The organism is Modestobacter sp. SYSU DS0904 (assembly GCF_054051115.1).
Genome location: NZ_JBJHAQ010000015.1, coordinates 75651 through 99726, shown reverse-complemented (window position 1 = coordinate 99726; position 24076 = coordinate 75651). Strand labels below are relative to the sequence as shown.

Here is a 24076-nt window from a genome sequence, read left to right as displayed (position 1 = left end):
GTGTGCGCTCGATGTCGGTTCCGGTCGAGGGAACCGACATCGAGCGCACAACGCCGGTCGGTCAGCTGCGGACGACCGCGGTGCCGATCGTCTTGGTCGGGAAGCCCAGCGTCTGCACTACCGTGGAGATCCCGGCGTTGGCGGCGCCGGCCACCACCACGATGACGTCGTCCGGGGTGCGCAGCGTCGTCACCAGGTCGTCGTCCGGGATCTGCCCGATCTCGGACGCCTTCGCCTCGTCGAACACCGAGGCGCCGGGGTGGTTCTGGAAGACGGCGGTCGACTCGCCCCGGCCGGCGGCGCGCAGGGTGCCCGCCGTCCGGCCGCTGTGCTCGGCCAGGTACTCCCGGACGTCCTGCTTGGACATGCCGTGCCGGGACAGCAGCTGCGCGTGCTCCGGTCCGATGACGACGCCGACCCGGCGGTACCGGCGGGTCATCGGCCCGATCCGGCCGCAGGTGTCGGCGATGTCGTTGAGCACCGAGTGGGCGTCGCCGGTGTTGCGGTTGTCGACGTGCTCGGTGCTGCGGGAGTGCAGCACCGACACGGTGCTCACACCGGCGTCGTGGCCGAGGGTGACCGACAGCGGCTCCCAGGGGCTCTCCTCCTCGTTCTCCGCGATGCAGAGGGAGAACTTGCCGACCCAGCCCTGGGTGGCCTGGTCGAACTCGTGCGGGCGGATGCCGTAGGCGTTCATGATGATCAGCCGCATCGCCCGGCCGACCGTGGCGTTGGCCCTGAAGCCCGGCCCGAACACGTTGCCCTTGGCGTTGAAGCCGAGCTCGGTGCGGACGGGTCCGTTGACAATGAGCATCGGGCCGCCGCCGGTGGTGCTCTGCCAGCCGCCGAGGGCCGGCCAGCCCTCGTCGACCGCGGCCTCGAGCGCGGCCAGCACGACCGGGAAGTGCTCGGGGAGGCAGCCGGCCATGGCGGCGTTGATCGCCGCCGCCTGGACGGTGCAGCCGCGCTTGACCTGCTTCATCGTCCAGATGACCTCGGACGGCGAGCGGTCGGTGTGCTCCAGGAAGCGGTGCACCAGGCTCGGGATGGGTGGGACGACGGGGAGGCCGTCGGTCCAGCCGTTGGCGTGGCACTCCTCGATCGCGGCGATGAGGTCCTCGGGGCTGAGGCCGGTCTTCTGCTCGGTCATGAGACCTCCCCGCGCAGGATCGCGAGCACCTGGGGCGCGGCCAGCTTCGCGTGGGCCGCGACGCCGTCGGGGTCCAGGCTGCTCACCGGGTGGGGGACGATCGCGAACTTGTAGTCCGGAGCGCCCTGGATGCGCGCCATGGCATCGGCGCTCGCCTTCAATGCGTCGGTGCAGATCGCTGCCGACGGGATTCCGCGCTTCTCCATCAGGATGACGTCGGCCACACTGGCCGCGCTGCAACTGCCCTAATCACCGACCGCTTCGATGACGAGGTCGCACTCCTTGGCGATCTCGTCGAGCATCTCGTCGGCCGCCGGCCAGGTGGCGGGCACCTGCTTCCAGATCACCTCGGACGGCGCCAGCTCCGGCTCGACGAGCGCGAAGACCGCCTCCAGCAGCTCACGGGCGTTGTGCTTGCCGTTGTCCATCAGCACGAGGCGCTTGCCCCGCAGGTCGGCCGGCCGGTCGGCGAGCAGCACCGCCCCGCCCTCGACCGCGGCCTGCTCGGTCGGGTCCATCAGTTCGAAGCCCACAGCCATGTCCGCTCCCTCGCATAGTGGTACGGGTCACGCTAGGCAGCGAAGGTGGGTCGCACAGGACGTCGTCCCGCGTGGCGGAAAAGGCCCTCGGCGGGGGAGTACACCGCCGGGCAGCTGTTCATCTGCCCGGCGCCTGGGCACCCGAGCTGCTGGCCGACCTGGGCGTGCCGTTCACCGTCTAACGACAGGTTGTGTACTGGTTTCCAGCCCCCTGCCGACGCGGCTCGGCCGGCAACCCTCCTCACGACCCTGCCCGGCCGGTACTACACCGACCGGACGTCTTCGCCCGGGAGCAGACCCGGGTGTCGAGGCGATGTGGTGCTGCGCCGTCCGCAGTGCCGAGCTCGCCGATCCGGGGAGCTTCCGCCGGGTCCAGGTGGGCCTGGAGAGCGTGCTGGTGGTCCGGGGTCGGGACGGCGAGCTCCGGGCGTTCCTCAACGTCTGCCGGCACCGCGGGGCGCTGGTGTGCACCGAGGAGTCCGGGCAGACCAAGCGGACGCTGAGGTGTCCGTACCACGCGTGGTCCTACGGGCTGGACGGGACGCTGGTCGGTGCGCCGAACCTGCGGAACATGCCCGACATCGACCGGGTCGCGAACGGGTTGGTGCCGGTGCAGCTGCGGGAGTGGCTCGGCTACGCCTGGGTGTGCCTGGCCGACGAGCCGCCGTCGTTCGAGCGGGACGTGCAGGGCGCGGTGACCGAGCGGCTGGGCGCCCCGGCGGCGATCGAGGGCTACGACGTCGAGCGGCTGACCCTGGGGCGGCGCATCCGGTACGACGTGCGCGCCAACTGGAAGCTCATCGTCGAGAACTTCATGGAGTGCTACCACTGCGCGACGATCCATCCCGAGCTCACCCACGTGCTGCCGGAGTTCGCCCGGGGGTACGCCGCGCAGTCCTTCGTCGGGCACGGGGCGGAGTTCGCGCAGGACGCGCAGGGCTTCACCGTCGACGGGAGCGCCGGCTTCCCGGCGCTGCCGGGCGTCGGCGCCGACCAGGACCGCCGGTACTACGCGGCCACGATCAAGCCGACGGTGTTCCTGAACCTGGTGCCCGACCACGTGATCGTGCTGCGGATGACGCCGCTGGCCGTTGACCACGCAGGTGGAGTGCGACTGGTTGTACGCGCCCGAGGTGGTCTCGTCCGGCTCGGACGTCGGGAGGTCGGTCGAGCTGTTCCACCGGGTCAACCTGCAGGACTTCGCCGCCTGCGAGCGCACCCAACCCGGGATGAGCTCGCGGGCGTACGCGGCCGGAGGCGTGCTGGTTCCGGCTGAGCACCATCTGAGCGCCTTCCACGGCTGGGTGCGCGACCGAATCAACTGACTCGACACGCGGTGCGCTGCGCTGGCTGGTGTCCAGGCATCGTGCTGGAGCGAATCGGGCAGTCGTCGTCGCCCGGCCGGATGTTCCGCTAGAGATGGGGACGAGGCGGGTGCGGGACATCGGAGCGATATACGGCGCATAGGCCCCGCTCAGGACGGACATCGCGAGCAGCACCAGGTCCGGAACGGTGCTGGCGACGACGAGAACGAAGGCGCCGAGCACGGCGGCGTTGATGAGCCCGACGGGGACGAGGACGCGGCGCTGGCCGAGCCGGTCGGCGGCCGCGCCGAGGAGCCTGGAGACGAAGCCGAACGGGAAGTACCAGAACGCGCATGCGGGATCAGTGGGGCCTGCGTCATGACCTCGGGGCTTAACGAATCGGGCGTGCCGCCGGAAGCCCTCAGCAAGGCCGACAGCAGGTAGTGACGTCATAAACGGCTTCGACGATGACGCGAGCGGCGGGACGGCGTGGTCGACGTGCCTGACACCCATGGGGAGTGAGGCGGTCGCTGCTCCTGCTGTGCCCGGCGAGGAAGAAGTGGCGCGACGCCGGCCGAGCGGCACCCACGGTGCGCGGTCCGACGCGCTTACGGTCCCCGCCGTGGTCGACGACACGCAGTACGAGTCCACGTCCGTGCAGGCACTGCGAGGCACGGAGGCCAAGGCGATCGCAAAGCGGGAGCGGGACGGCTGGGAGCTCGAGCGCCGGGACCAGGGAGTGCTGCGGACCGAGCTGACGTTCCGACGTGTCAAGCCGAAGACGTTCGGCGCAACGGTGTTGGCGGCGTTCCGCCGCCTGGAGCCGGAGGTGCAGCTGCTGGCCGTGTCGGCCGTCGTGGTCCTGCTCGCCGTGGTCATCGGGGGGAGCGCCTTCGTCGGAACGCGGGGCGGCAGCACCTCACAGCCGACCGCGTCCGCGACCAACGCAGGGTCCACTGCAGACCCCTTGGCGAACCAGGCACCGGCGGCGACCAGCTCGGCTGTCCCTACGACTCCCGCCGCTGACGAGACCCTGACGGTGGAGAACAACGCGGATCTCGCCGCGCTACTGGCCCTCGAACAGCCGGGCGACGCAGCGGTCGGGGAGTTCGCGGCCGAGTACCGGGGCCGGACCATCGAGTTCGACGGCAACATCGCCTCCATGAACTTCCACGGCAGCTACAAGACCAGGTATGACCTGCTGATCTATGCCGGGGACTCCAGCCCGACGGCCTCGTCCGGGCCGAACTTCCAGTTCCGTGACGTCAACATCAGCTACGACTTGCACCTCACGGGCCCGCACGTCCCGGACACCCTCGGCGCCGGGGACAACCTCCGCATAGTCGCCCGAGTCGGTGACTACAACAGCACCCAGGAGCTCTTCCTCCTCGAGCCGGTTCGCACCGAGGTGAGGTGACCGCCTGGTCGCGATGAGCGAGAGGGCGCGGCTCGCGTCGTCGCCCGACCCGTTCACACGAATCCGGAACGTGTCACTACCGCCCGGTCTCATTCGCCACGAGGTCGCACCGACGCCTCGCCGACCCACGGACGACGGAGGATCGATGGACCAGGTCGACGGCGGCACGCGCTACTCGGCGACGGACCTGCTCACCTGGCACGGCTGCGCGCACGTGCTCCGTGGGTCATCGAATCTTCCCGTACCCGTATGTACTGTCCGGCTGAGGAGGTGCCAGTCCAAATGTCGATCGTGATCCTCAAGAGCTCACGAGCAGCCGAGCTGATCGGCCTCGCTGACCTAGTGACGAGCGATTCGGCGCAGCCGATCGTTGGTGGAGGTGGCCTCCGGGGCGCCGCAGCACCGGTGATCCCTACCGGCGGGGCTGGCCCCTCTGCGCGTGCAAGAGCGACCAAGGTGCGGCTAAGTCGGTGCCGGGGACAGGCGGACGCTGACCGAGCTGCGCGAGTTTCACGGGGTGGCGCATGAGGATCATCGACAATGTCAACGAGTTGCTCGGAGACGATCTCAAGGGGGCGATCGCGCCCGGGTCGAAGGTCCGCATCGCGGCGTCGACATTCTCCATCTTCGCGTTCGAGGCGCTCCGTAAGGAGCTCGAGCAGGTCACCCAACTGGAGTTCATATTCACGGCACCGTCCTTCGTCACGAGCAAGGCCACGGACAAGCTCCGCAAGGAGCGCCGTGAGTTCTTCATTCCCCATGCCAAGGGTGGAGAGTCGAGCCTCTACGGCTCGGAGTTCGAGATCCGCCTGCGAAACAAGCTGACGCAGCGCGCGATCGCACGGGAGTGCGCGGACTGGGTGCGCCGCAAGGCCATGTTCCGGTCCAACTCAACCGGCAATCCGATGCAGCAGTTCGCCGTGGTCGACGAAAAGACTGCCTACATGCCGCTCCAGGGGTTCACGACGGCAGACCTCGGCTACGAGCGCGGCAACGCTGTCTCGAACATGGTTCACCGGGTCGACGATGCGCCGATGACCGCGCAGTACGTCCGTCTGTTCGACCAAATCTGGCACAACCCAGACCAGCTCGATGACGTCACCGACGCCGTCTACGACCACATCGCCAGCGTGTACGCCGAGAACTCCCCGGCGCGCATCTACTTCCTGATCCTTTACAACCTGTTCGCTGAGTTCCTCGACGACATCAGCGAGGACGTGCTGCCCAACGATCGCACGGGCTACAAAGAGACGGCGGTCTGGAACTCGCTCTACAACTTCCAGCGCGACGCTGCGACCGGGATCATCAACAAGCTCGAGACCTACAATGGTTGCATCCTCGCTGACAGCGTCGGCCTCGGTAAGACCTTCACAGCCCTCGCTGTGATCAAGTACTACGAGCTGCGCAACAAGTCGGTGCTGGTGCTGGCCCCGAAGAAGCTGGCGGAGAACTGGACGAACTACAACGCGAACTTGACGACGAACATCTTCGCCAAGGACCGCTTCAACTATGACGTCCTCGCTCACACCGACTTGTCCCGCACCAAGGGTGAGTCTGGGGGACTCCGGCTTGACCGAGTGAACTGGGGCAACTACGACCTGGTCGTCATCGACGAGTCCCATAACTTCCGCAACGCCGACTATGCGGAGGAGAAGGAATCCCGCTACCAGCGGCTGATGCGGCAGGTGATCCGCGAGGGCGTGAAGTCCAAGGTGCTCATGCTGTCGGCGACGCCGGTCAACAACCGGTTCAACGACCTCAAGAACCAGCTCCAGCTCGCCTATGAGGGCGAGTCGGAGAACCTGGCGAAGCATCTCAGCCTGTCCACAACCGTGGAGAGGGTCTTCAGTGATGCCCAACGGGCGTTCAACGAGTGGTCAAAGCTACCGCCGGAGTCTCGCACCCCCGCCACCATCTTAAAGATGCTCGACTTCGATTTCTTCGAGTTGCTCGACTCGGTCACCATCGCACGGTCACGCAAGCACATCCAGGCGTTCTACGACACCACCGAGATCGGCGCGTTTCCGGAGCGCATGCCGCCGGCCTCTATCCGTGAGCCGCTTACTGACCTCCCGGATGTCCCGACGTTTAAGGAGATCTTCGAGCAACTGCAGGCGCTAACGCTCGCCGTGTACACGCCGTTGAAGTACGTACTCGACAGCCGAGTGCAGAAGTACGACGACCTGTACAACATTGAGGGTGGAACGGCGCGGTCAAACCTCGGGCAGCGGGGCCGCGAGCAGGGGCTGAAGAAGCTCATGACCGTCAATTTGCTGAAGCGGTTGGAGAGCTCGGTCGAGGCCTTTCGGCTCACCCTCGCGAAGATCGAGGGAGCCGTCGACCACACGTTGGGCCGGCTCGACTCTCACGAGGGTGCAATCGCCGACATGAACATCGACTTCGCTGGCCTGGACGTCGATGACGAGGACGCCGTGGGCGCCGACGCTCTCTCGTTCGGCGAGAACATCAAGATCGATCTCGATGACGTTGACGTTGAGTCGTGGCGACGCGACCTGTGGAACGACCGTGAGACCCTCCGCGCACTGCTCGACGAGATGCGGAGGGTCACACCCGAGCACGACCGCAAGCTCCGGGTACTGACCGACCTGGTCGCCGGCAAGGCCGCTCAGCCGATCAACGAGGGCAACCGCAAGGTGCTCATCTTCTCGGCCTTCGCCGACACCGCCGAGTACCTCTACCGGGAACTCGCTCCGCGCCTGAGCAAGGCTGGCCTTGAGTCGGCCCTGGTCACCGGCGGCGGTCACGCCGCGAAGACCACGCTCGGTCCCGGCTATGACTTCCAACAGGTGCTCACGCTCTTCTCGCCGAAGTCAAAGCAGCGACACCTGACCATGCCTAAGGCGACCGGCGAGCTCGACGTGCTGATCGCCACCGACGTGATCAGCGAAGGCCAGAATCTCCAGGACTGTGACTACCTCGTCAACTACGACATCCACTGGAACCCGGTCCGGATCATCCAGCGTTTCGGTCGCGTGGACCGCATCGGTTCCACGAATACGTACATCCAGCTGGTCAACTTCTGGCCCGACATCTCGCTGGACGAGTACATCAACCTGAAGGAACGGGTCGAGAACCGCATGGTCATCGCTGACCTAGCGGGAACCGCCGATGACAACGTACTGACCTTGGAGGACGGCGACGCTGCCTTCCGTAAGGAACAGCTCCGCAAGCTGCAGAACGAGGTCATCGAGCTCGAAGACGTCCGCACCGGAGTCTCGATCACCGACCTGGGCCTCAACGACTTCCGGATGGATCTCCTGGGCTACATCAAGGAGTACGGCGACCTCGCCAGCGCGCCCAAGGGGCTCCATGCCGTCGTGCCGGCCCAAGCGGACAAGGGACTCAAGCCGGGAGCGCTCTTCGTCCTTCGCAATGTGAACGCCGACAAGAGCATCAACCGCGGCAACCGACTCCACCCGCACTACCTCGTCTACCTCAACGGCGACGGCAACGTCATCGCCGACCACACGGAGGTCAAGTACCTCCTCGACCTCATCCGTGCCGGATGCCGCCCCCACGACGAGCCGGTCAGTGCGGTCACGCGAATCTTCAACTCGGCCACCAACGAGGGCGCTGAGATGGGGCACTACTCGGAGCTGCTCACCGCGGCGATCAGCTCGATGGTCGACGTGACGGCCGAACGCGACCTGGACAGCCTCTTCTCCGACGGAGCTACGACCGCGCTCACCCAGACCATCGGCGGACTGGACGATTTCGAGCTCATCGCCTTCATCGCCATCGTGGACCCAGCGCAGGGCACCACATGAGGGATCCCCTCTATCGCTGGCCGTCCGCAGCCAGGTTCGGCCGCACGGTTCCCAAAAGCAAATTCTACGAGCACGCGAGCATCGGATCAACGGTCAAGGACCGCTTCGTCTCCGACGTACGACGGATCACATGGGCCTACAAGCTCGCCGAATCGACGATCAACCTTGCGGGCAGCGTTGAGGTCCCAGAGATCCAGGTCTTCGAGATTGGAGCCAAGGAAGAGGACGTCGCGGAGAGCGTGCTCGCTGCCATCGACAAGGCGGTCCGAACTCCGATCATTTTCGAGATCAGCCGGGGCGAGGGCGCCAACGGGACCATCCGCATGGTCGCTGCCCACAAGCAGCTCGGTACCGGTGACCCGAAACTGGGCCCCTATCTCAGCACCTCCTGGCAACCCGCACCCGGCGACCGAATCCTGCTCCCGGCGGCAATCGACTTGGCGAGCATGTACACGGCGCTCCTGCAGCCGTTGTCGCCCGTCGCGTCGCGTGCTGGCGAACAGGTGTCGGAAATCGTCCGCAGACTTCTGGCCGTTCAGTCGCTCGAGCGCGAGATCACCGCGTTGGAGCGGAAGCTCCGCAACGAACCGCAGCTCAATCGGAAGGTAGAGCTGCGTCGGACCTTAAAGACCAAGCAGGCAATGCTCGTGGACCTCACGAGCCGGACCCCCAGCCCGCCCGCGGGCAACACGAACTGAGGATCACCGTGGAGAAGCTTCGAATGACGTCACCGGACCTGACGGCGAGCAACGTAGCGAAAATCGCGGAGTTGTTCCCAGGCGTCATCACCGAGACCATCGACGCGGAAGGAAACCCGGTCAGGGCGGTCGACTTCGATCTTCTCCGCCAGGAGCTGTCCGAACACCTCGCGGAGGGTCCCCAGGAGCGATATCAGCTCGACTGGCCAGGCAAGCGAGCCGCGGCGTTCGCCGCCAACGCTCCGATCGCAAAAACGCTGCGTCCCCTTCGCGATGAGTCGGTGGACTTCGACAGCACGAAGAATCTCTTCATCGAGGGCGACAATCTTGACGCGCTTAAGCTGTTGCAGGAGTCATACCTCGGCAAGGTGAAACTAATCTATATCGATCCGCCCTACAACACCGGCAACGACTTCATCTACAAAGACGACTTTGCCACGACGACCGAAGAATACCTTCGCCGATCCGGACAGACCGGCGAAGACGGGGTGAGGCTCGTTGCCAACACTGAGTCCAACGGCCGCTTCCACTCGGACTGGTTGAGCATGATTTACCCACGTCTCAAGTTGGCGCGGAACCTGCTTCGCACGGACGGCACTATCGCGGTGTCTATAGATGACGGGGAACTTTCGAACTTGGTTGCAGCAATGTCGGAAATATTCGGAGCCGATAATCATATTGCCACGGTGATCTGGGAGAAGGTGCATACCCGCAAGAACTCGGCGCGGCGCTTCTCTGTTAGCCACGACTATATTGTGATGTTCGCTCGCAGTATCGAGCATTGGGATCGACAGCTGTTCCCTCGCGAGACAACAGAGGCTTACCGGAATGCGGACGACGACCCTAAGGGGCCGTGGAAACTGGATCCCATCTACGCCAACAACCCTTACGATGCCGACTACACCATTACTAAACCCAATGGAACAGTTCTGCGTCGCCCACCGGGTCAGTACTGGAGGTTCAGTGAATCGTCTTGGGCACAGAAGGTGGCGGAAGGCGCCGTGGTGTGGGGACGGGGCGATGGATACCCCATGGCGAAGCGCTACCTCTCCGAAGTCCAGGATGGGCTGGTTCCGGTGACGTTGTGGGATAAGGAGTTCGCTGGGGACAATCGCCATGGGAAGGAGGAAGTGGAGCGCCTGATCGGTGCTGGACACTTCCCTTATCCGAAGCCGACGCGCTTGTTGAAGCGCCTCATGCAGGTCACCGTCCGGCCGAACGATCTGGTGTTGGACTTCTTCGCCGGGTCCGGAAGCACGGCGGACGCGGTCATGCAGCTTAATCTCGAAGACGGCGGATCCAGGCGGTTCATCATGGTGCAGCTGAACGAGCAATCCGCGCCGAGGTCCGAGGCGGGTGGGGCAGGATACGCGACGATCGCAGATCTCTCGCGTGAGCGCATACGACGAGCGGCCGCGAAGGTGATTGATGAAGCCGGGCCAGCTGGCGGCGCGCTCGACTGCGGCTTCCGCACGCTGCGCGTCGATTCAACGAACCTTGCCGACGTCCTTCGCACACCCGACGAGACCGATCAGCAGTCCCTCGTTGGCCTTGAGGACAGCGTGAAGGCCGGGCGCACCGGCGAGGACCTGTTGTTCCAGGTTCTGCTCGACTGGGGACTGGAAGTTGGCGTTCCAATCGCCGTCGAGCAGATCGAGGGTCACGAAGTCTTCGTAGTTGAGGATGGCGCGCTGGTCGCGTGCTTCGACGGCGAGGTGAGTCTCAACTTGGTGAGCGCTCTCGCCAAGCGCGAGCCGCTGAGGGCGGTCTTTCGCGACTCTAGCTTTATGTCCGACGACGCTCGGATCAATGCGGAGCAGATCTTTAAGGAACTGTCACCGGCGACCGAGATCAAGGCTATCTGACCCCGATGAAGCTGCAGTTCAAGATTCAGCCATATCAGACCGAGGCCGTCGACTCCGTGGTCGACGTGTTCGCGGGTCAGCCCCGACGCGCCGGAATCTCATACCGAATCGACCCTGGCCAAGTGAAGTCGAGCACCGCACCGGCGCTCTTCGCGACCAACACGACTCCTGACTCCGGTCTGCGCAACGCCGAGATCGAGCTCTCCGCGGCTCAGTTGCTCGCCAACCTTCACCAAGTGCAGAAGTTGCGGAACCTGCCATTGGCGCCGAAAGTCGCCGACAGCAAGGCCGCGCCAGGTGCACCCAACCTCGATATCGAGATGGAAACCGGAACCGGCAAGACCTACGTCTACATCAAGACGATCATGGAACTGAACAAGCGTTACGGCTGGTCGAAGTTCATCGTCGTGGTTCCGTCGGTGGCGATCCGCGAGGGCGTCAAGAAGTCGTTCGACGTAACGGCTGAGCATTTCCAGCAGGCCTATGGCACGAAGCCGCGCTCGTTCATCTACGACTCCTCTCAGTTGCATGAGCTTGAGCGCTTTAGCTCCGATGCCGGCGTGCAGGTGATGATCATCAACATCCAGGCCTTCAATGCCACGGGGAAGGACAACCGGCGCATCTACGACGTGCTGGACGACTTCCAATCCCGAAGGCCGATTGACGTGATCAGCGCGAACAGGCCCATCGTGATCATCGACGAACCGCAGAAGATCAGCGCCCTGAAGTCGCTTGAGGCTCTGTCTCGCTTCAACGCTCTGATGGTGCTGCGCTACTCGGCCACGCACAAGGTGGAGCACACCAAAGTTCACCGGCTCGATGCGCTCGATGCCTACAACCAGAGGCTCGTCAAGAAAATTGCGGTGCGTGGGATCACGGTGAGGGGGCTCGCCGGGTCTACGGCGTACCTCTACCTTGACGCGATCGAGGTCAAGAAGGGCGAGCCGCCCACGGCTCGCGTCGAGCTGGAAGTCCAGACCAGAAGCGGTCCGATCAAGCGGCAACTCAAGCGGGTCACCAAGGGCACCCGACTCCATGACCTCGCGAACGGTATCGAGGCGTACAAGGACCTTGTTGTCATCGACGTCAGCGCGATCGACGACACCATCACGCTGAGCAGTGGGGATGTTGTCGTCGCCGGGCAGCTCGCCGACCGCGACGTCACCGAAGAGACCAAGAGGCGTATCCAGATCCGCGAAGTGATCCGCGCGCACATCGACAAGGAGCGTGAACTTTTCAGCCAGGGCATCAAGGTCCTTTCGCTCTTCTTCATCGACGAGGTCGCCAAGTACCGCGACTACGACCGCGAGGACACCCTTGGCGACTACGCCCGAGTGTTCGAGGAGGAGTACAGCGCCGTCGTCGAGGAGGTCCTTGGGGAGCTGCAGCTCGATGACGCAACAGTGGTCTACAAGAAGTACCTCAGCCGTGACGAAGCCCGGGACGTGCACCAGGGCTATTTCTCGATCGACAAGAAGAGCAAGCGCCTCGTCGACGGCGACGTGCACAAGACCGGCGACGAAAAGGGGCAGTCCAAGGACGTTGCCGCATACGACTTGATCCTCAAGGACAAGGAGCGCCTCCTGTCCTTCGAGCAGCCGGTGAGGTTCCTGTTCTCGCACTCGGCTCTTCGCGAAGGATGGGACAACCCCAACGTGTTCGTCATGGGGATGCTCAAGAAGAGTGACAACACCGTCTCGCGGCGGCAGGAGATCGGGCGTGGACTGCGGCTCGCGGTTAACCAGAACGGCGAGCGCATGGACAACCCGGTCACGGTGCATGCCATCAACCAGCTGACCGTCGTGACCGACGAGTCCTACACCGACTTCGTGGCCGGGCTGCAGAAGGAGATTGGAGAGTCGCTGGCGGCGCGCCCACGGAAGGCCAGCATCAACTTCTTCACTGGCAAAACGATCCACACCGAGTCCGGCCAGAGCACCGTCGACGAGAAGCTCGCGTCCGCTTTGTACAACTACCTTGTGCGCAACGACTACGTCGACGACGACGGGCTCGTGACGCAGAGGTACAAGGAGGACAAGGACGCCGGGTCGCTCGCCGAGCCGTCGTCCGAAGTGCTCAAGCCGGTCATCGACTTCATGTGGCCATTGATCGACGCCCTGTACATCGACATTCCATCGCCGACGAACGACCGCAAGCCCAAGAAGATCCCGCTCAACGAGGCGAACTTTAGGAAAAAGGAGTTTCAAGAGCTCTGGAGTCGGATCAACCACAAGGCCGTCTATCAGGTCGAGTTCGACTCGGCCGAGTTGGTGGGCAAGTGTGTAGCATCGCTCGACACCCACTTGAACGTCGCAGCCATGCAGTACGTCGTCCAGGCCGGCAGCCAGCGGGAGTCACTCGACGCTGATGACCTGGCCAGTGGCAAGGGATTCGACGTCTCCACGACCGCAACCCAGACCGCGACGGTGTCTGCCGGGTCTCAGGTCAAGTACGACCTGCTGGGGGAGGTGACCGAGAAGACCCAACTAACTCGGCGCACTGCCGCAGCGATCCTTAGCCGGATTACTCCGAACACGTTCGGCAGGTTCCGTCTCAATCCTGAGCAATTCATCACCGAAGCCGCGCGACTCATCAACGAGCAGAAGGCTACGGTCATTGTCGAGCATCTGGCGTACGACGCGCTGGAGGACCGCTTCGACATGGCCATCTTCACGGAGAATCAGAGTGCCCAGGACTTCTCCAAGGCTGGGGAGAAGCTCAAGAAGCACGTGTACGACTACGTCGTCACGGACTCGACGGTTGAGCGCGACTTCGTCACGGACTTGGACACCAGCTCCGAGGTAGAGGTGTACGTCAAGTTGCCGCGCGGCTTCTTCATCCCGACTCCGGTCGGCGACTACAACCCCGACTGGGCGATCGCGTTTGCCGAGGGTTCGGTCAAGCACGTGTACTTCGTTGCTGAGACGAAAGGCTCCCTGTCCACCCTTCAGCTGAAGGGTGTCGAGAACGCTAAGATCGCGTGCGCCCGGAAATTCTTCGCCGACGTCAACAAGAAGTTCGAGGGTCGGGTGAAGTACGACGTCGCCGACGGCTACTCCAAGCTGATGGAACTCGTGACGGGGTAGGGACGATGACTGTGACCGATATCGACCGGACGATCGACGGCGTTGCCAAGACCATTGCCGAAGTCCTGGAGAAGAAAAAGTACTCGATCGACTACTACCAGCGCGAGTATAAGTGGGAGTCGAAGCAGATCGCTGAGCTCGTCGCCGATCTGACAGCCAAGTTCCTCGACCTCTATGAGGCCGACCACGCCCGCAAGGACGTTGCCAAGTACCCCGGCTACTACCTCGGTTCCATCATCATTTCACAGAAGGACGGTCAGCCATTCGTCGTTGATGGCCAGCAGCGGCTGACTAGCCTCACGCTGTTCCTCACGTACCTGCGGCGTCTGCAGCACGGGCGGGAAGAGGTCGTCAGCATCGACGAGCTCATCTACTCGGAGAAGTTCGGTGAAAAGTCGTTCAATCTCGGGGTTCCCGACCGCAACGACTGCATGGAGGCCTTGTTCGAGTTCGGCGAATACGAACCGCCCTCGGACGCAGCAGAGTCAGTTCACACGCTCGTCGCTAGGTACGCGGAACTTGACGGTATCTTCCCCGACGAGCTGAAGGGGGCTGCGCTCCCGTTCTTTATTGATTGGCTCAAGGACCGGGTCCAGCTCGTCCAGATCACCGCTTACAGCGACGACGACGCCTACGCCATCTTCGAGACGATGAACGATCGCGGCCTTAAGCTCACTCCGGCAGACATGCTCAAGGGGTACCTGCTCGCCAACATGGAAGACGGGAAGCCTCGCACCAAGGCCAACGAGCTCTGGCGCAAGCGGCTGCGCAGCCTCGACGAGCAGGCGGAGGACGCCGGCTCGGACTTCCTCAAGACGTGGCTGCGAAGCCAGTACTCGGCCAAGATTCGTGAGCGCAGGAAGGGAGCGCGTCCCGAGGACTGGGACCGGATCGGCACCGAGTTCCACCGCTGGCTCCGCGGCGCCACCGATAGCGTTGGCCTGAAGGCGCGCGACGACTTCTATAACTTCGTGGTCCGTGACCTCGAGTTCTACAGCCACCACTATTCGCGCATCGTCGACGCATCGACCGGACGCTTCCAGCCGGACAGCCCTCTGCGCTTCATCCGATTCAACGCCGACCTCGGCTTCACACTCCAGAATCAGCTGCTTCTGGCGCCGCTCCGGGTCGATGACAACCCGGCCGCCATCGACAGGAAATTGGAGCTGGTCGGCCGGTTCACCGACATCCTCCTCGCGCGCCGCATATGGAACTTTCGCGCGACGGCGTACTCGACGATGCAATACGCCATGTTCACCGTCATGCGGGACATTCGCAGCCTTAGTGAGCCTGACCTGGCCAAGGTGCTTCGTGACTACCTGCTCAAGGTTGACGAGTCCTTCGACTACAACGGCTTGTATGTCCACCAGCAGAACCGAAGCCAAATCCACAAGATCCTTGCTCGGATCACCGACCACATCACCGTGAATTCTGGCCAAGCCTCGAACTACGTCGAGCTCACGAACGGTGCGAAGGTGAAGTACGAGGTTGAGCACATCTGGGCCGACCATCCTGAGCGGCATGCTGACGACTTCAGCCACGAAGCCGATTTCGCCCGCCATCGAAATCGAATCGGTGACCTGTTGCTGCTGCCCAAGCAGTTCAACGCGAGCTACAACGACGAGACCTACGCGCAGAAGCGTCCGAGGTACTTTAGCCAGAACTTGCTTGCCGCCAGCCTGGATCCCCAGGCCTACGAGAAGAATCCCGGCTTCTTGGCCTTTGTCAAGGACTCGGGTCTGCCGTTCCGCGCCCACGAGGAGTTCAAAGCGGCTGACATCGTCGAGCGGGGCAACCTGTACCGCGATATCGCCAAGCAACTCTGGAACCCCGATGACCTGACCGCTGTCACGGCGAAGGAAGGGCCATGACAGGGCGAGCTGACGGGCAGCCATGTTGGTACCCGCTTCAGATCGCGAATATGGAGGCTTACAACAACACGGGTGGGAGAAGCTTGCCGCGCCGACGGGCTGCATCCTCTGCTGGTCAACGGCGCTGCACGGATCCCTAACAACCTCATCGAGCCCAGGCGACTTTCCGGCTCTCGTCGTGTCGACGGCGGACAGGCCGTGCTGCCGTTGACCTTTGATCTAGAGCGTCGCGCGAGCAGGCTGCACCGGCCATCAATTGTTCCTGTGCAGGTCGCTGTTGGTGGATGCTCTCGCGGGCGTCTCCGCGTGCAGCTCAGCTGGCAGCCCGGAACTCCTCATACCGGCGCTCGAGATTTTCGCGATTCGGTTGGGCGGCGCGCTGACGCGGCACTGTGATCCGAACGCCAGCCATCTCTTGGATGCCGTGCTTGAGCATCGGGCCGTCGACCTCGGCCAGGATGTCCTGCCGCACGTCGATCACCAGGTCGGGGCGCACGCCGATGATGTTCCGGTCGTAGGCGGCATGGTGGATCTTGCAGAGAGCTAACCCATTCGGAACGACGGGCAGGCCACCTTCATCCGCGTCCCGGATGATGTGCGCGGCGTCCAGCAGGTCGGAGTGCTTGAGGCGGCAGATGGCGCACTGGGTCTCGTAGGCCTGGAGGACTCGGGCGCGGAACACGGGCTGGTGCAGGCGGATCTTGGTCAGTCGCTCCAGGTAGGACCTGCGGTCGGGCGTCAGCTGGGCCACCAGCTCGGGGTCGACGAGCCGCTGCGCCTCGTCGATGGCCACGAGGAAGGCATGTTGTTCGGGTCGCTCACCCACGATGAAGACCGGGAAATGTGCTTGGTAGATGCTCTTGGCCACGCCGATGAAGTACGCGAGGGGTCGCTGCTCTTGCATCGCCGTACGGAGTGCACGGTTGTCCGAGTGATTTGGGTCCGTGCCGCGGTAGGCGTACTTGATGAGCCCGCCCGTAGCGATGTCGTCCTGGTACGGCGGCAATTGGTTTGGTGCGGTGTAGGTCGTACGGATGGTAAGTGCGGCGGCCAGGGCTGCCGGCTTCCAGATGCCCGGCTGGACGACAAGCTTCAGCGCTCGCCCGGCCACCATGAAGGTGTTCAGGTCGGCGGACGTGACCCCCTCGGGATGGAGGGCAGTCAGTCGCTCGAGGTGCGCGAACATCGCTGCCCGGACCTGCGAGTCCTCGAGACGCGTCACTCGTTCTCCCATGCTCCCGCCGCTAATGTCGCCGCAGGATCTCATCTCGTGACCTGGGCGCTCAGAGGGCACGCGGTACGCCAGCCGGGTGCAACCTGGTGAGGCCTCGGTTCGCCATGGGGCGTGGGTGCTCTCTTCGGGCAATTAGGTCGGCCCGTCTCCACTGCTTGTCCTTCAGGTAACAAGACGCGCCCGCCGAGTCAGGAGCAGCGGCACGTGCCGATGACACTCAGTCGGACGCCGCAGGACGGGCACAGGGGAGTGGCATGAACCGTGCGGCTCGTCTGAGCGCCCGCGGTCACTTTGATCACCATGGCTGCCTTCGGCTGAGTGTGACCGCGGCTGGCCGCCATCTTGGAGGAGGCCTGTGAACGTCTGAGCACCTCCGCCACCTGAGCCCTGGTGACCGGGACGCCGCCACCTCTCAAGATCACCGCAATCCGCTTGTACCCAACCCCAGGATTGGCATGCGCGACTCTGCGAATCCTCGAGGCCAACTCCCTGCTGCTGTCGGGACTGCTTATCGACTTTGGGCGCCCGCGCATGGCAGCTGAGGGCTGGCCCGCCATTACGGCGGAGACCTGTGCTGGGGTGACCCGGATGCCGCGCTGCCTGAGCGCTGCCACCACAGTCTTGGCCGTCGGCCTGAGCTCTGCTTGGACAGCCGTCATGATCTGCCGCCGCACCGCTTCCGGGACGGCGGGACCGCTTGCGCTTGCAGATGCCCTTCCGCGCTGGCCGCGAGAAGCCGTCGCCTTATTCGCGCCCCGGGGCGACGCCGGGCTCGCAGCGCCAAATGCGGCCAGGCGACGCTCCGCGCGGGTCGTCGCGGGCCCCGATGCCCGTAGGTCCCCTGGAGCCTGTGGCTCGATGAGCTCGTCGTCTAGATGGTCGCCGAGTGACGCCGCCTCGTGGTCCGCGTACCAATCCCAGATCGACCGTGCCACGCCACCCTCCCGATGACTCCCAGGTGACGTGGACGACACCACACCCAAGTGACAGTCCTTGAGAGGTGTCGCTGGTGATCACCCGAACGAGTGAAGGAGGGCTGGGACTCTGGTTACCGGCATGGGTTCGGTACACCGAGCGGCGTGGCATTGACGGGGGTGTCGGCCTCGGCGACGAGCTCGTTGAAGGTGCGGTGTGCGGGGCCGACGTCCAGATGGCGTACGGCGAGCGGCCCAACCCTGACGGGCTGATCGACGAGCCGTTCACCATGCGCGAGCTGCGCCAGCTCCACGAGGCGGTGTTGGGCAGGCTGCCGTACGCGGCCGACACCTTCTGCCGGACGATTCTGCCGCACCAGGCTGAGGTACCCGGCCGCACCCGAGAGGGGACCGTCGGCAAGCCGGCCTAGCTCTACCGGAGGCGTTGGATGAGGCCCTCGTGGGCCAGTTGATGGGGACGACCCGGGCAGCGGACGCTCTGGCTACAGGCCTTCCGTCTGCCTATATGGAGTGAGGTGCCTTGCGTTGCATCGTGTGAGCGCCCAGTGACATGACAGGGTGCGCACGGCATGCGCAGGAACGAGGTTCGGTGACCACCTATCGCCGCAAGGGGCATTGGCGTCGAGGCCCGGATGGCCGCAAGCACTGGGTCTCCGAGCACTCCGTCACGAGAGGCTCGTCAGCGGGACGACGACCGGCTGCCCGTTCGTCCTACTCGACCAGTTGGTTCTCCCAGAGTCGCCCTGCGGCGTCCGCGCGGCCCTCGCCCGCGCGATACCCCGCATTGCCCTATTCGGCTCGCTGGCAGAAGCCGAACGCGCACTGTCCGGTGTGCGGCGCAGCCGTCTACTTCTGGTCCAATGCGGCCGGGAGCCGGGTCTACTTCGACGAGATGGGTCCGCCCTGGCCCAAGCACCCGTGCACGGACAACCGGTTCCCTGTAACCGGCGCCGCCTTGTGGTCGCCGTACGGGACCCGGTCGCGCCCGGAGTTGCCTGCGCACGGTGGTGACTTCCGGCGCCGATACTCAGCCCCGCCGGCCCAGGCTTACGAGCTCGAGGAGGTCGTCTGGACTGGCGACGCGTGGCTGCTGTACGTCCGGCGGGTCGGCTGGTTGCGTCGTAGGTCCGGGTTCGTGGTCCATGAGACCTTTCCCTGGACCCCAGGCCAACTGGTCTTCGTCTCGCAGGGGCAACTGTCGCTGCTGCACGCGGCGACGCTGCAGGTGCTCGACTTCCCGGCTGTCATCGCAAAGCACGCCGGGCGTCGCTGATCGGGATGATGGTGGCGCACCTGAGCGAGGTGCCCGGCTGCACGCGGGAGGGAATCGTCGGCAAGTCGGCGCCGCTGTACCGGAAGCGCTGAGGATGTCCTGGCGGCAGACGAGGATCACGCGGTCGGTTGTGCTCGTCACCGCGACGCCGTGGTGCCTCGCCCCCCGCCGTGCCGATACGAGGAGGGATGCCTCGCCGAGCCAGGAAGCCCCGACGTGCCCAGGTCCACCGCGCCCAGGCGCCGTTCCGGACCCAGCAGGGGCTCGGGCGCCAGGAAGGGCTCCCCGGCGAAGAAACGGTCGTCGGCCAAGGGGCGCCGGAAGCCGAGGCCCCGGCGCGGCCGCCGAGCGGCGTTGCTCCTGGTCCTGATGGCGGCCGTGGTGGTCGGGTGGCAGGCAACGGGGCGGGACCTGTCCGGGCTGCCGTTCTACGACTCGATCGCCGGAGCAGCCGCGACGCCCACCTGGCCGCTGACTGGCGTCCCGGCCAACGCGGTCGCGGACCGTCCGGCGCTCGCCGTGAAGATCGAGAACTCGATCGACGCCCGCCCGCAGACCGGGCTGAACGCCGCCGACCTGGTGTGGGAGCAGGTCGTCGAGGGCGGCACCACCCGGTTCGTCGCCGTCTACCACTCGAACCTGCCACCCGAGATCGGCCCGGTGCGCTCCATCCGGCCGATGGACCCCGCGATCGCCGCGCCGCTGCACGGCCTGCTCGCCTTCTCCGGTGGCGTACCGACCTACGTCGACGCCGCCCGCAACGCCGGACTGCAGGTGCTCACCCAAGACTCCGGCACCGACGGCTTCCACCGCACGTCGACCCGCCGGGCGCCGCACAACGTCTACGCGACGCCGGAGACCCTCGTCTCCCAGGCGGACGACGCGCACCGGGCTGCGCCCACCGCCCAGTTCGCGTACCCGCGGACCGGCCGGCAGCCCACCGCCGTCACCGAAGGACAGCCGACCGGCACGCTGGCGCTCACGATGTCCGGCGTCGGGCACCCGCGCTGGACCTGGAACGCCGAGGCCGGACGCTGGCTGCGCGCCGAGGGCAGCACGCCCGCTGTCGAGGCCGGCGGCAGCCAGATCGCCGCCACCAACGTCGTCGTCCTGCGCGTCGATGTGGTCTCCACCGACGCGCGCGACCCGGCCGGCAATCCGGTCCCGGAGACCGTCCTGACCGGCAGCGGTGATGCGCTCGTCGCCTCCGGCGGCCACGCGGTCGCGGCCACCTGGTCCAAGGACGAGATCGACGACCCGGTGACCCTGACCGGGACGGACGGCGATGAGGTGACGCTGGCACCCGGCAACACCTGGGTCGAGCTGGTGCCCAACCGCACCGGCGCCGTCGACACGGACTCCTGACACGCGCGGCTGCCGTTCCTGTCGGCGCCGCGTGACAGGGTGCGGAAGCTCGATCGGCGCACCACCACGGGGGCTCATCATGTCGTGTTCACTGCTGGTCGCGGGGCGTTGAGGTGCACCGCAGCGACGGGCGGCTCGTCCTCAGCCCCACCGACCTGACCCGCCATCAGGAGTGCCACCACCTCACGGCGCTCAACCTGGCCGTCGCCGACGGCACGCTCGCCCCGTCGAGGGGCAGTGACGGGACCTCGCTGGTCGCCGACCTCGGCACCGCCCACGAGCTCGCCTACTTGGAGGCGCTGGAGGCACAGGGCTTTACGGTCGTCCGGCTGCAGGGGCAGCGCAGCGAGGCGGCCACCGTCGAGGCGATGCGCGCCGGCGTCGACGTCGTCCACCAGGCGACGCTCTCCGACGGCACCTGGAGCGGCCAGGCCGACTTCCTGCTCAAGACCGCGACGCCGTCCGACCTCGGCGACTGGTCCTACGAGGTCGCCGACGCCAAGCTCGCCCGCCGCATCAAGGTGCCCGCGCTGCTGCAGATGGCCACCTACGCCGACCGGCTCGCCACCCTGCAGGGCCGCGAGCCCGAACGGATCTCCGTGATCACCGGCGACGGCGTCGCGCGCCCCTGGCGGCTGGTCGACGTCGCCGCATACGCCCGCCGCGCCCGCGCCAGGCTCGAGTCGTTCGTCGCCGTCGTCCCGCCGACCAGCCCGGTGCCCGTCGCCTACTGCGACACCTGCACCTGGCAGGCGCGCTGCGCCGACGAGCTGCGCACCGGCGACGACCTCAGCCTGGTGGCCGGCATGCGCCGCGACCACCGCGCCGCCCTGATCGCCGTCGGCGTCGCCACCCTCACGCAGCTCGCCGACGCCGACCCCGAGACGCTCAAGTCCTCGGGCATCGGCAAGGCCACCCGCGAGCGGCTGCGCGACCAGGCACGCGAGCAGCTCCGCGGCCGCGCCGCCGGAGCCCCCACCCGCACGCTGCTCGAACCCGCCGCCGCGCAGGGCCTGCTCCGGCTGCCCGAGCCCAGCCCCGGCGACCTCTACCTCGACTTCGAGGGCGATCCGCTGTCCGGCGACGGCGCGGGACTGGAGTACCTGGCCGGCCTCGGCAACCGAGCAGGCCGGTTCACCGCGCTGTGGGCGCACGACGCCGTCCAGGAACGGCAGATGGTCGCCGACCTCATCGACCGGATCGTCGACGCCTGGCGCGCCGACCCCGGCATGCACGTCTACCACTACGCCGCCTACGAGGTCAGCGCGCTCAAGCGGCTCACCGGCCGGTACGGCGTCCGCGAGGCCGAGCTCGACCAGCTGCTGCGCGCCCAGAGGTTCGTCGACCTCTATCCCGTCGTCCGCCAGGGCATGCGGATCAGCAAGGAGTCGTACTCGATCAAGAAGGTCGAGGCCTTCTACGGGCGCGAGCACACCGGCGACGTCGCCGACGCCATGTCCAGCGTCGTCGAGTACGAGCAGTGGCTCGCCGACCGCGACCCCGCCCGCCTGCAGGCGATCGAGAGCTACAACAAGGACGACGTCGACTCCACCCGCGAGCTGCACGACTGGCTGGAGACCGAGCGGGCCGAGCTGGAGGCGCTGCACGGTCCGCAACCGCGTCCGGTGGTGCCCGAGGTGTCCGCGCCCGCCCCACGCTCGGACGCCGAGGTCGCCGAGCTCGCGCTGGTCGAACGGCTCACCGGCGCCGGCAACGCGCTGCTCGGCGACCTGGTGCAGTGGCACCGCCGCGAGGCCCGCCCCGGCTGGTGGGAGTTCTTCAGCCGCGGCGACCTGGAGGACGAGCAGCTCGTCGAGGACCGCACCGCCGTCGGCGGGCTGTCCGAGGCGGTCGAGATCGGCACCGACAAGCGCAGCAAGCTCTACGCGTTCACCTTCCCGCCGCAGGACGCCAAGCTCTCGGTCGGCAAGCCCGCGTTCGACGTCGACACCCAGACCCGCGTCGGCACCGTGCAGGAGATCGACGCCGTCGGCGGGCGGCTGGTCGTCAAGAGCACCAAGGTGCCCGCGCCCAGCCGCGGCCTCGGCCCGGAGGGCCCGCTCGACGACAAGGCGCTGCGCGCGGCGATCGCGGCGACGGCGGACGACGTCCTCGCCGGCCGACCGTGCTTGCCGCAGGCGCTGCTCGACCGGGTCGTGCCGGCCGGCACCCGCCGGCTGCCGGGGGAGGAGGCCGGCGACGCCGTCGTCCGGCTCGGCCGCACGCTGCACGGCGAGGTGCTCGCGGTGCAGGGGCCCCCGGGCAGCGGCAAGACGCGGGCGGCGTCCCGGCTGATCCGCGAGCTGCTCGACGCCGGCAAGAAGGTCGGCGTCACCGCGATCTCGCACGCCGTCATCGGCAACGTGCTGCGTGCGGTGGACCGGCCGGCGCTGCAGAAGTGCGAGGAGAGCCAGGCCTGCGGTGCGCCGGGGGTCGAGTGGTCCAAGGACGCCGCCGACGTGGAGCAGCGGCTGCTGGCCGGCGACGTCGCGCTGGTCGGCGGGACGTCGTGGTTCTGGTGCCGGGAGGGCCTGGCCGAGGCGGTCGACGTCCTGGTGATCGACGAGGCGGGGCAGTTCTCCCTGGCCAACGCGGTCGCGGTGGCGCGGGCGGCGAAGTCGCTGGTGCTGCTCGGCGACCCGCAGCAGCTGGCCCAGCCGACGCAGGCGGTGCACCCGGGGGAGTCCGGGCTGTCGGCGCTGGAGCACCTGCTCGAGGGGCACCCCACCGTGCCCGAGGACCGCGGCGTATTCCTCGACCGCACCTACCGGATGCACCCGGCGCTGACCGCGTTCGTCTCCGACCTCGCCTACGAGGGCCGGCTGGAGTCGGCGCCCGGGCGGGAGCGGGTCGCGGTCGACGGCTGGGCCAGCGGGCTGGCCGTGCGGTACGTCGCGCACACCCGGCCGGCGGCGGCCGCCTCCGCTGATGAGGCGGAAGCCGTGGCCTCGTTGTGGCGGTCGCTGCAGGGCGTCGGGTGGACCGACGCCGAGGGGGAGCGGCACGTCATCGGTGTCGACGACGTGCTGGTGGTCGCGCCGTACAACAACCAGGTAGCGCTGATCCGCGGGCTGCTCCCCAACGGCGCCCGGGTCGGCACGGTGGACAAGTTCCAGGGGCAGGAGGCGCCGGTCGTCCTGTACTCAATGACGTCGACCAGCGCCGAGGACGCACCCCGCGGCGTCTCGTTCCTCTACGACCTGCACCGGCTGAACGTGGCGGTCTCGCGGGCGAAGGCACTGGCGGTGGTGGTGCTGAGCGAGCAACTGCTCGACGCCCCGGTGCGGACGCCGGAGCAGCTGCGCCAGGTCAACGCACTCTGTCGACTTGTCGAGATGTCCATCGTTGTCGCCCCCGAGGAGCGTCGGTGATCGTCACCTGCCCCGTCTGCTTCAGCGCGGACGACGTGAGCTACCAACGCCTACCGGACAAGCAACTGGCCTACTTCTGCGCTGGCCGCCATCCCGATGGTGGGCGCATGAGTGGGTCGGTCGTGCGGACGTCGGCTCGGCCGGATGGTCAGCCGCCGAGGGTGTCACCGACGAGCTGCT

The 24076-nt window shown here is 66.2% G+C and carries 12 protein-coding genes and 2 pseudogenes; 11 read left to right on the top strand and 3 right to left on the bottom strand.

Going from position 1 to position 24076, the window contains the following annotated elements; all coding sequences use genetic code 11:
• Positions 1–61: 61 nt before the first annotated feature.
• Together ACI79U_RS12035 and ACI79U_RS12030 are read right to left on the bottom strand one after the other, a co-directional pair.
• Entirely contained in the window at positions 62–1150 is a 1089-nt protein-coding gene (locus ACI79U_RS12035; protein ID WP_457067914.1) for a hypothetical protein, read from the bottom strand.
• Positions 1147–1668 (bottom strand): annotated as a pseudogene (locus ACI79U_RS12030) (UGSC family (seleno)protein). The gene ACI79U_RS12035 and the pseudogene ACI79U_RS12030 overlap by 4 nt, the downstream one beginning before the upstream one ends.
• 334 nt (positions 1669–2002) lie before the next feature.
• Here ACI79U_RS12030 and ACI79U_RS12025 point away from each other — a divergent pair.
• From ACI79U_RS12025 to ACI79U_RS11995, 7 genes and pseudogenes are all read left to right on the top strand, one after another.
• A pseudogene (locus tag ACI79U_RS12025) lies at positions 2003–3014 on the top strand (aromatic ring-hydroxylating oxygenase subunit alpha).
• A gap of 601 nt (positions 3015–3615) precedes the next feature.
• Entirely contained in the window at positions 3616–4410 is a 795-nt protein-coding gene (locus ACI79U_RS12020) for a DUF4839 domain-containing protein (protein WP_457067916.1), read from the top strand.
• A 524-nt stretch (positions 4411–4934) separates the two neighbouring features.
• A complete protein-coding gene (locus ACI79U_RS12015; protein ID WP_457067918.1) occupies positions 4935–8198 on the top strand; it encodes a helicase-related protein in 3264 nt (1087 codons plus the stop codon).
• Positions 8195–8896 (top strand): DUF4391 domain-containing protein, encoded by a 702-nt coding sequence (locus tag ACI79U_RS12010; protein WP_457067920.1) that lies wholly within the window; start codon positions 8195–8197, stop codon positions 8894–8896. Before ACI79U_RS12015 ends, ACI79U_RS12010 begins: the two co-directional genes overlap by 4 nt.
• Positions 8897–8904: 8 nt before the next feature.
• Positions 8905–10761, top strand: coding sequence for a site-specific DNA-methyltransferase (locus tag ACI79U_RS12005; RefSeq protein ID WP_457067922.1), 1857 nt, complete (start codon positions 8905–8907; stop codon positions 10759–10761).
• Positions 10762–10766: 5 nt separating this feature from the next.
• On the top strand, positions 10767–13847 hold the full coding sequence (locus ACI79U_RS12000; protein WP_457067924.1) for a type III restriction-modification system endonuclease: 3081 nt from the start codon (positions 10767–10769) through the stop codon (positions 13845–13847).
• Between the two features lie 11 nt (positions 13848–13858).
• Positions 13859–15718 carry a DUF262 domain-containing protein gene (locus ACI79U_RS11995; RefSeq protein ID WP_457067926.1) on the top strand — a complete coding sequence of 620 codons (1860 nt, stop codon included), beginning with the start codon at positions 13859–13861 and terminating at the stop codon, positions 15716–15718.
• 313 nt (positions 15719–16031) lie between these two features.
• On the opposite strand, the gene ACI79U_RS11990 is transcribed toward ACI79U_RS11995, so the two are convergent.
• A complete protein-coding gene (locus ACI79U_RS11990) occupies positions 16032–16940 on the bottom strand; it encodes an HNH endonuclease (protein WP_457067928.1) in 909 nt (302 codons plus the stop codon).
• A gap of 1021 nt (positions 16941–17961) precedes the next feature.
• On the opposite strand from ACI79U_RS11990, the gene ACI79U_RS11985 reads away from it, so the two are divergent.
• From ACI79U_RS11985 to ACI79U_RS11970, 4 genes are all read left to right on the top strand, one after another.
• The gene (locus tag ACI79U_RS11985) at positions 17962–18297 is read left to right on the top strand and encodes a hypothetical protein (protein ID WP_457067930.1); all 336 of its coding nucleotides are present in this window, start codon (positions 17962–17964) and stop codon (positions 18295–18297) included.
• 419 nt (positions 18298–18716) lie between these two features.
• The gene (locus tag ACI79U_RS11980) at positions 18717–19160 is read left to right on the top strand and encodes a hypothetical protein (RefSeq protein WP_457067933.1); all 444 of its coding nucleotides are present in this window, start codon (positions 18717–18719) and stop codon (positions 19158–19160) included.
• A 354-nt stretch (positions 19161–19514) separates the two neighbouring features.
• Positions 19515–20525, top strand: a complete 1011-nt coding sequence (locus tag ACI79U_RS11975; RefSeq protein ID WP_457067935.1) for a DUF3048 domain-containing protein — start codon at positions 19515–19517, stop codon at positions 20523–20525.
• Between the two features lie 113 nt (positions 20526–20638).
• Positions 20639–23896: a TM0106 family RecB-like putative nuclease gene (locus ACI79U_RS11970; protein ID WP_457067937.1), complete on the top strand. Its 3258-nt coding sequence runs from the start codon at positions 20639–20641 to the stop codon at positions 23894–23896.
• The last annotated feature ends 180 nt before the right edge of the window (positions 23897–24076 follow it).

Excerpts from the sequence above, each read along its gene's own strand:
- ACI79U_RS12035 (WP_457067914.1), bottom strand. The coding sequence starts at position 1,150 with ATGACCGAGCAGAAGACCGGCCTCAGCCCCGAGGACCTCATCGCCGCG.
- ACI79U_RS12015 (WP_457067918.1), top strand. The coding sequence starts at position 4,935 with ATGAGGATCATCGACAATGTCAACGAGTTGCTCGGAGACGATCTCAAG.
- ACI79U_RS12010 (WP_457067920.1), top strand. The coding sequence starts at position 8,195 with ATGAGGGATCCCCTCTATCGCTGGCCGTCCGCAGCCAGGTTCGGCCGC.
- ACI79U_RS12000 (WP_457067924.1), top strand. The coding sequence starts at position 10,767 with ATGAAGCTGCAGTTCAAGATTCAGCCATATCAGACCGAGGCCGTCGAC.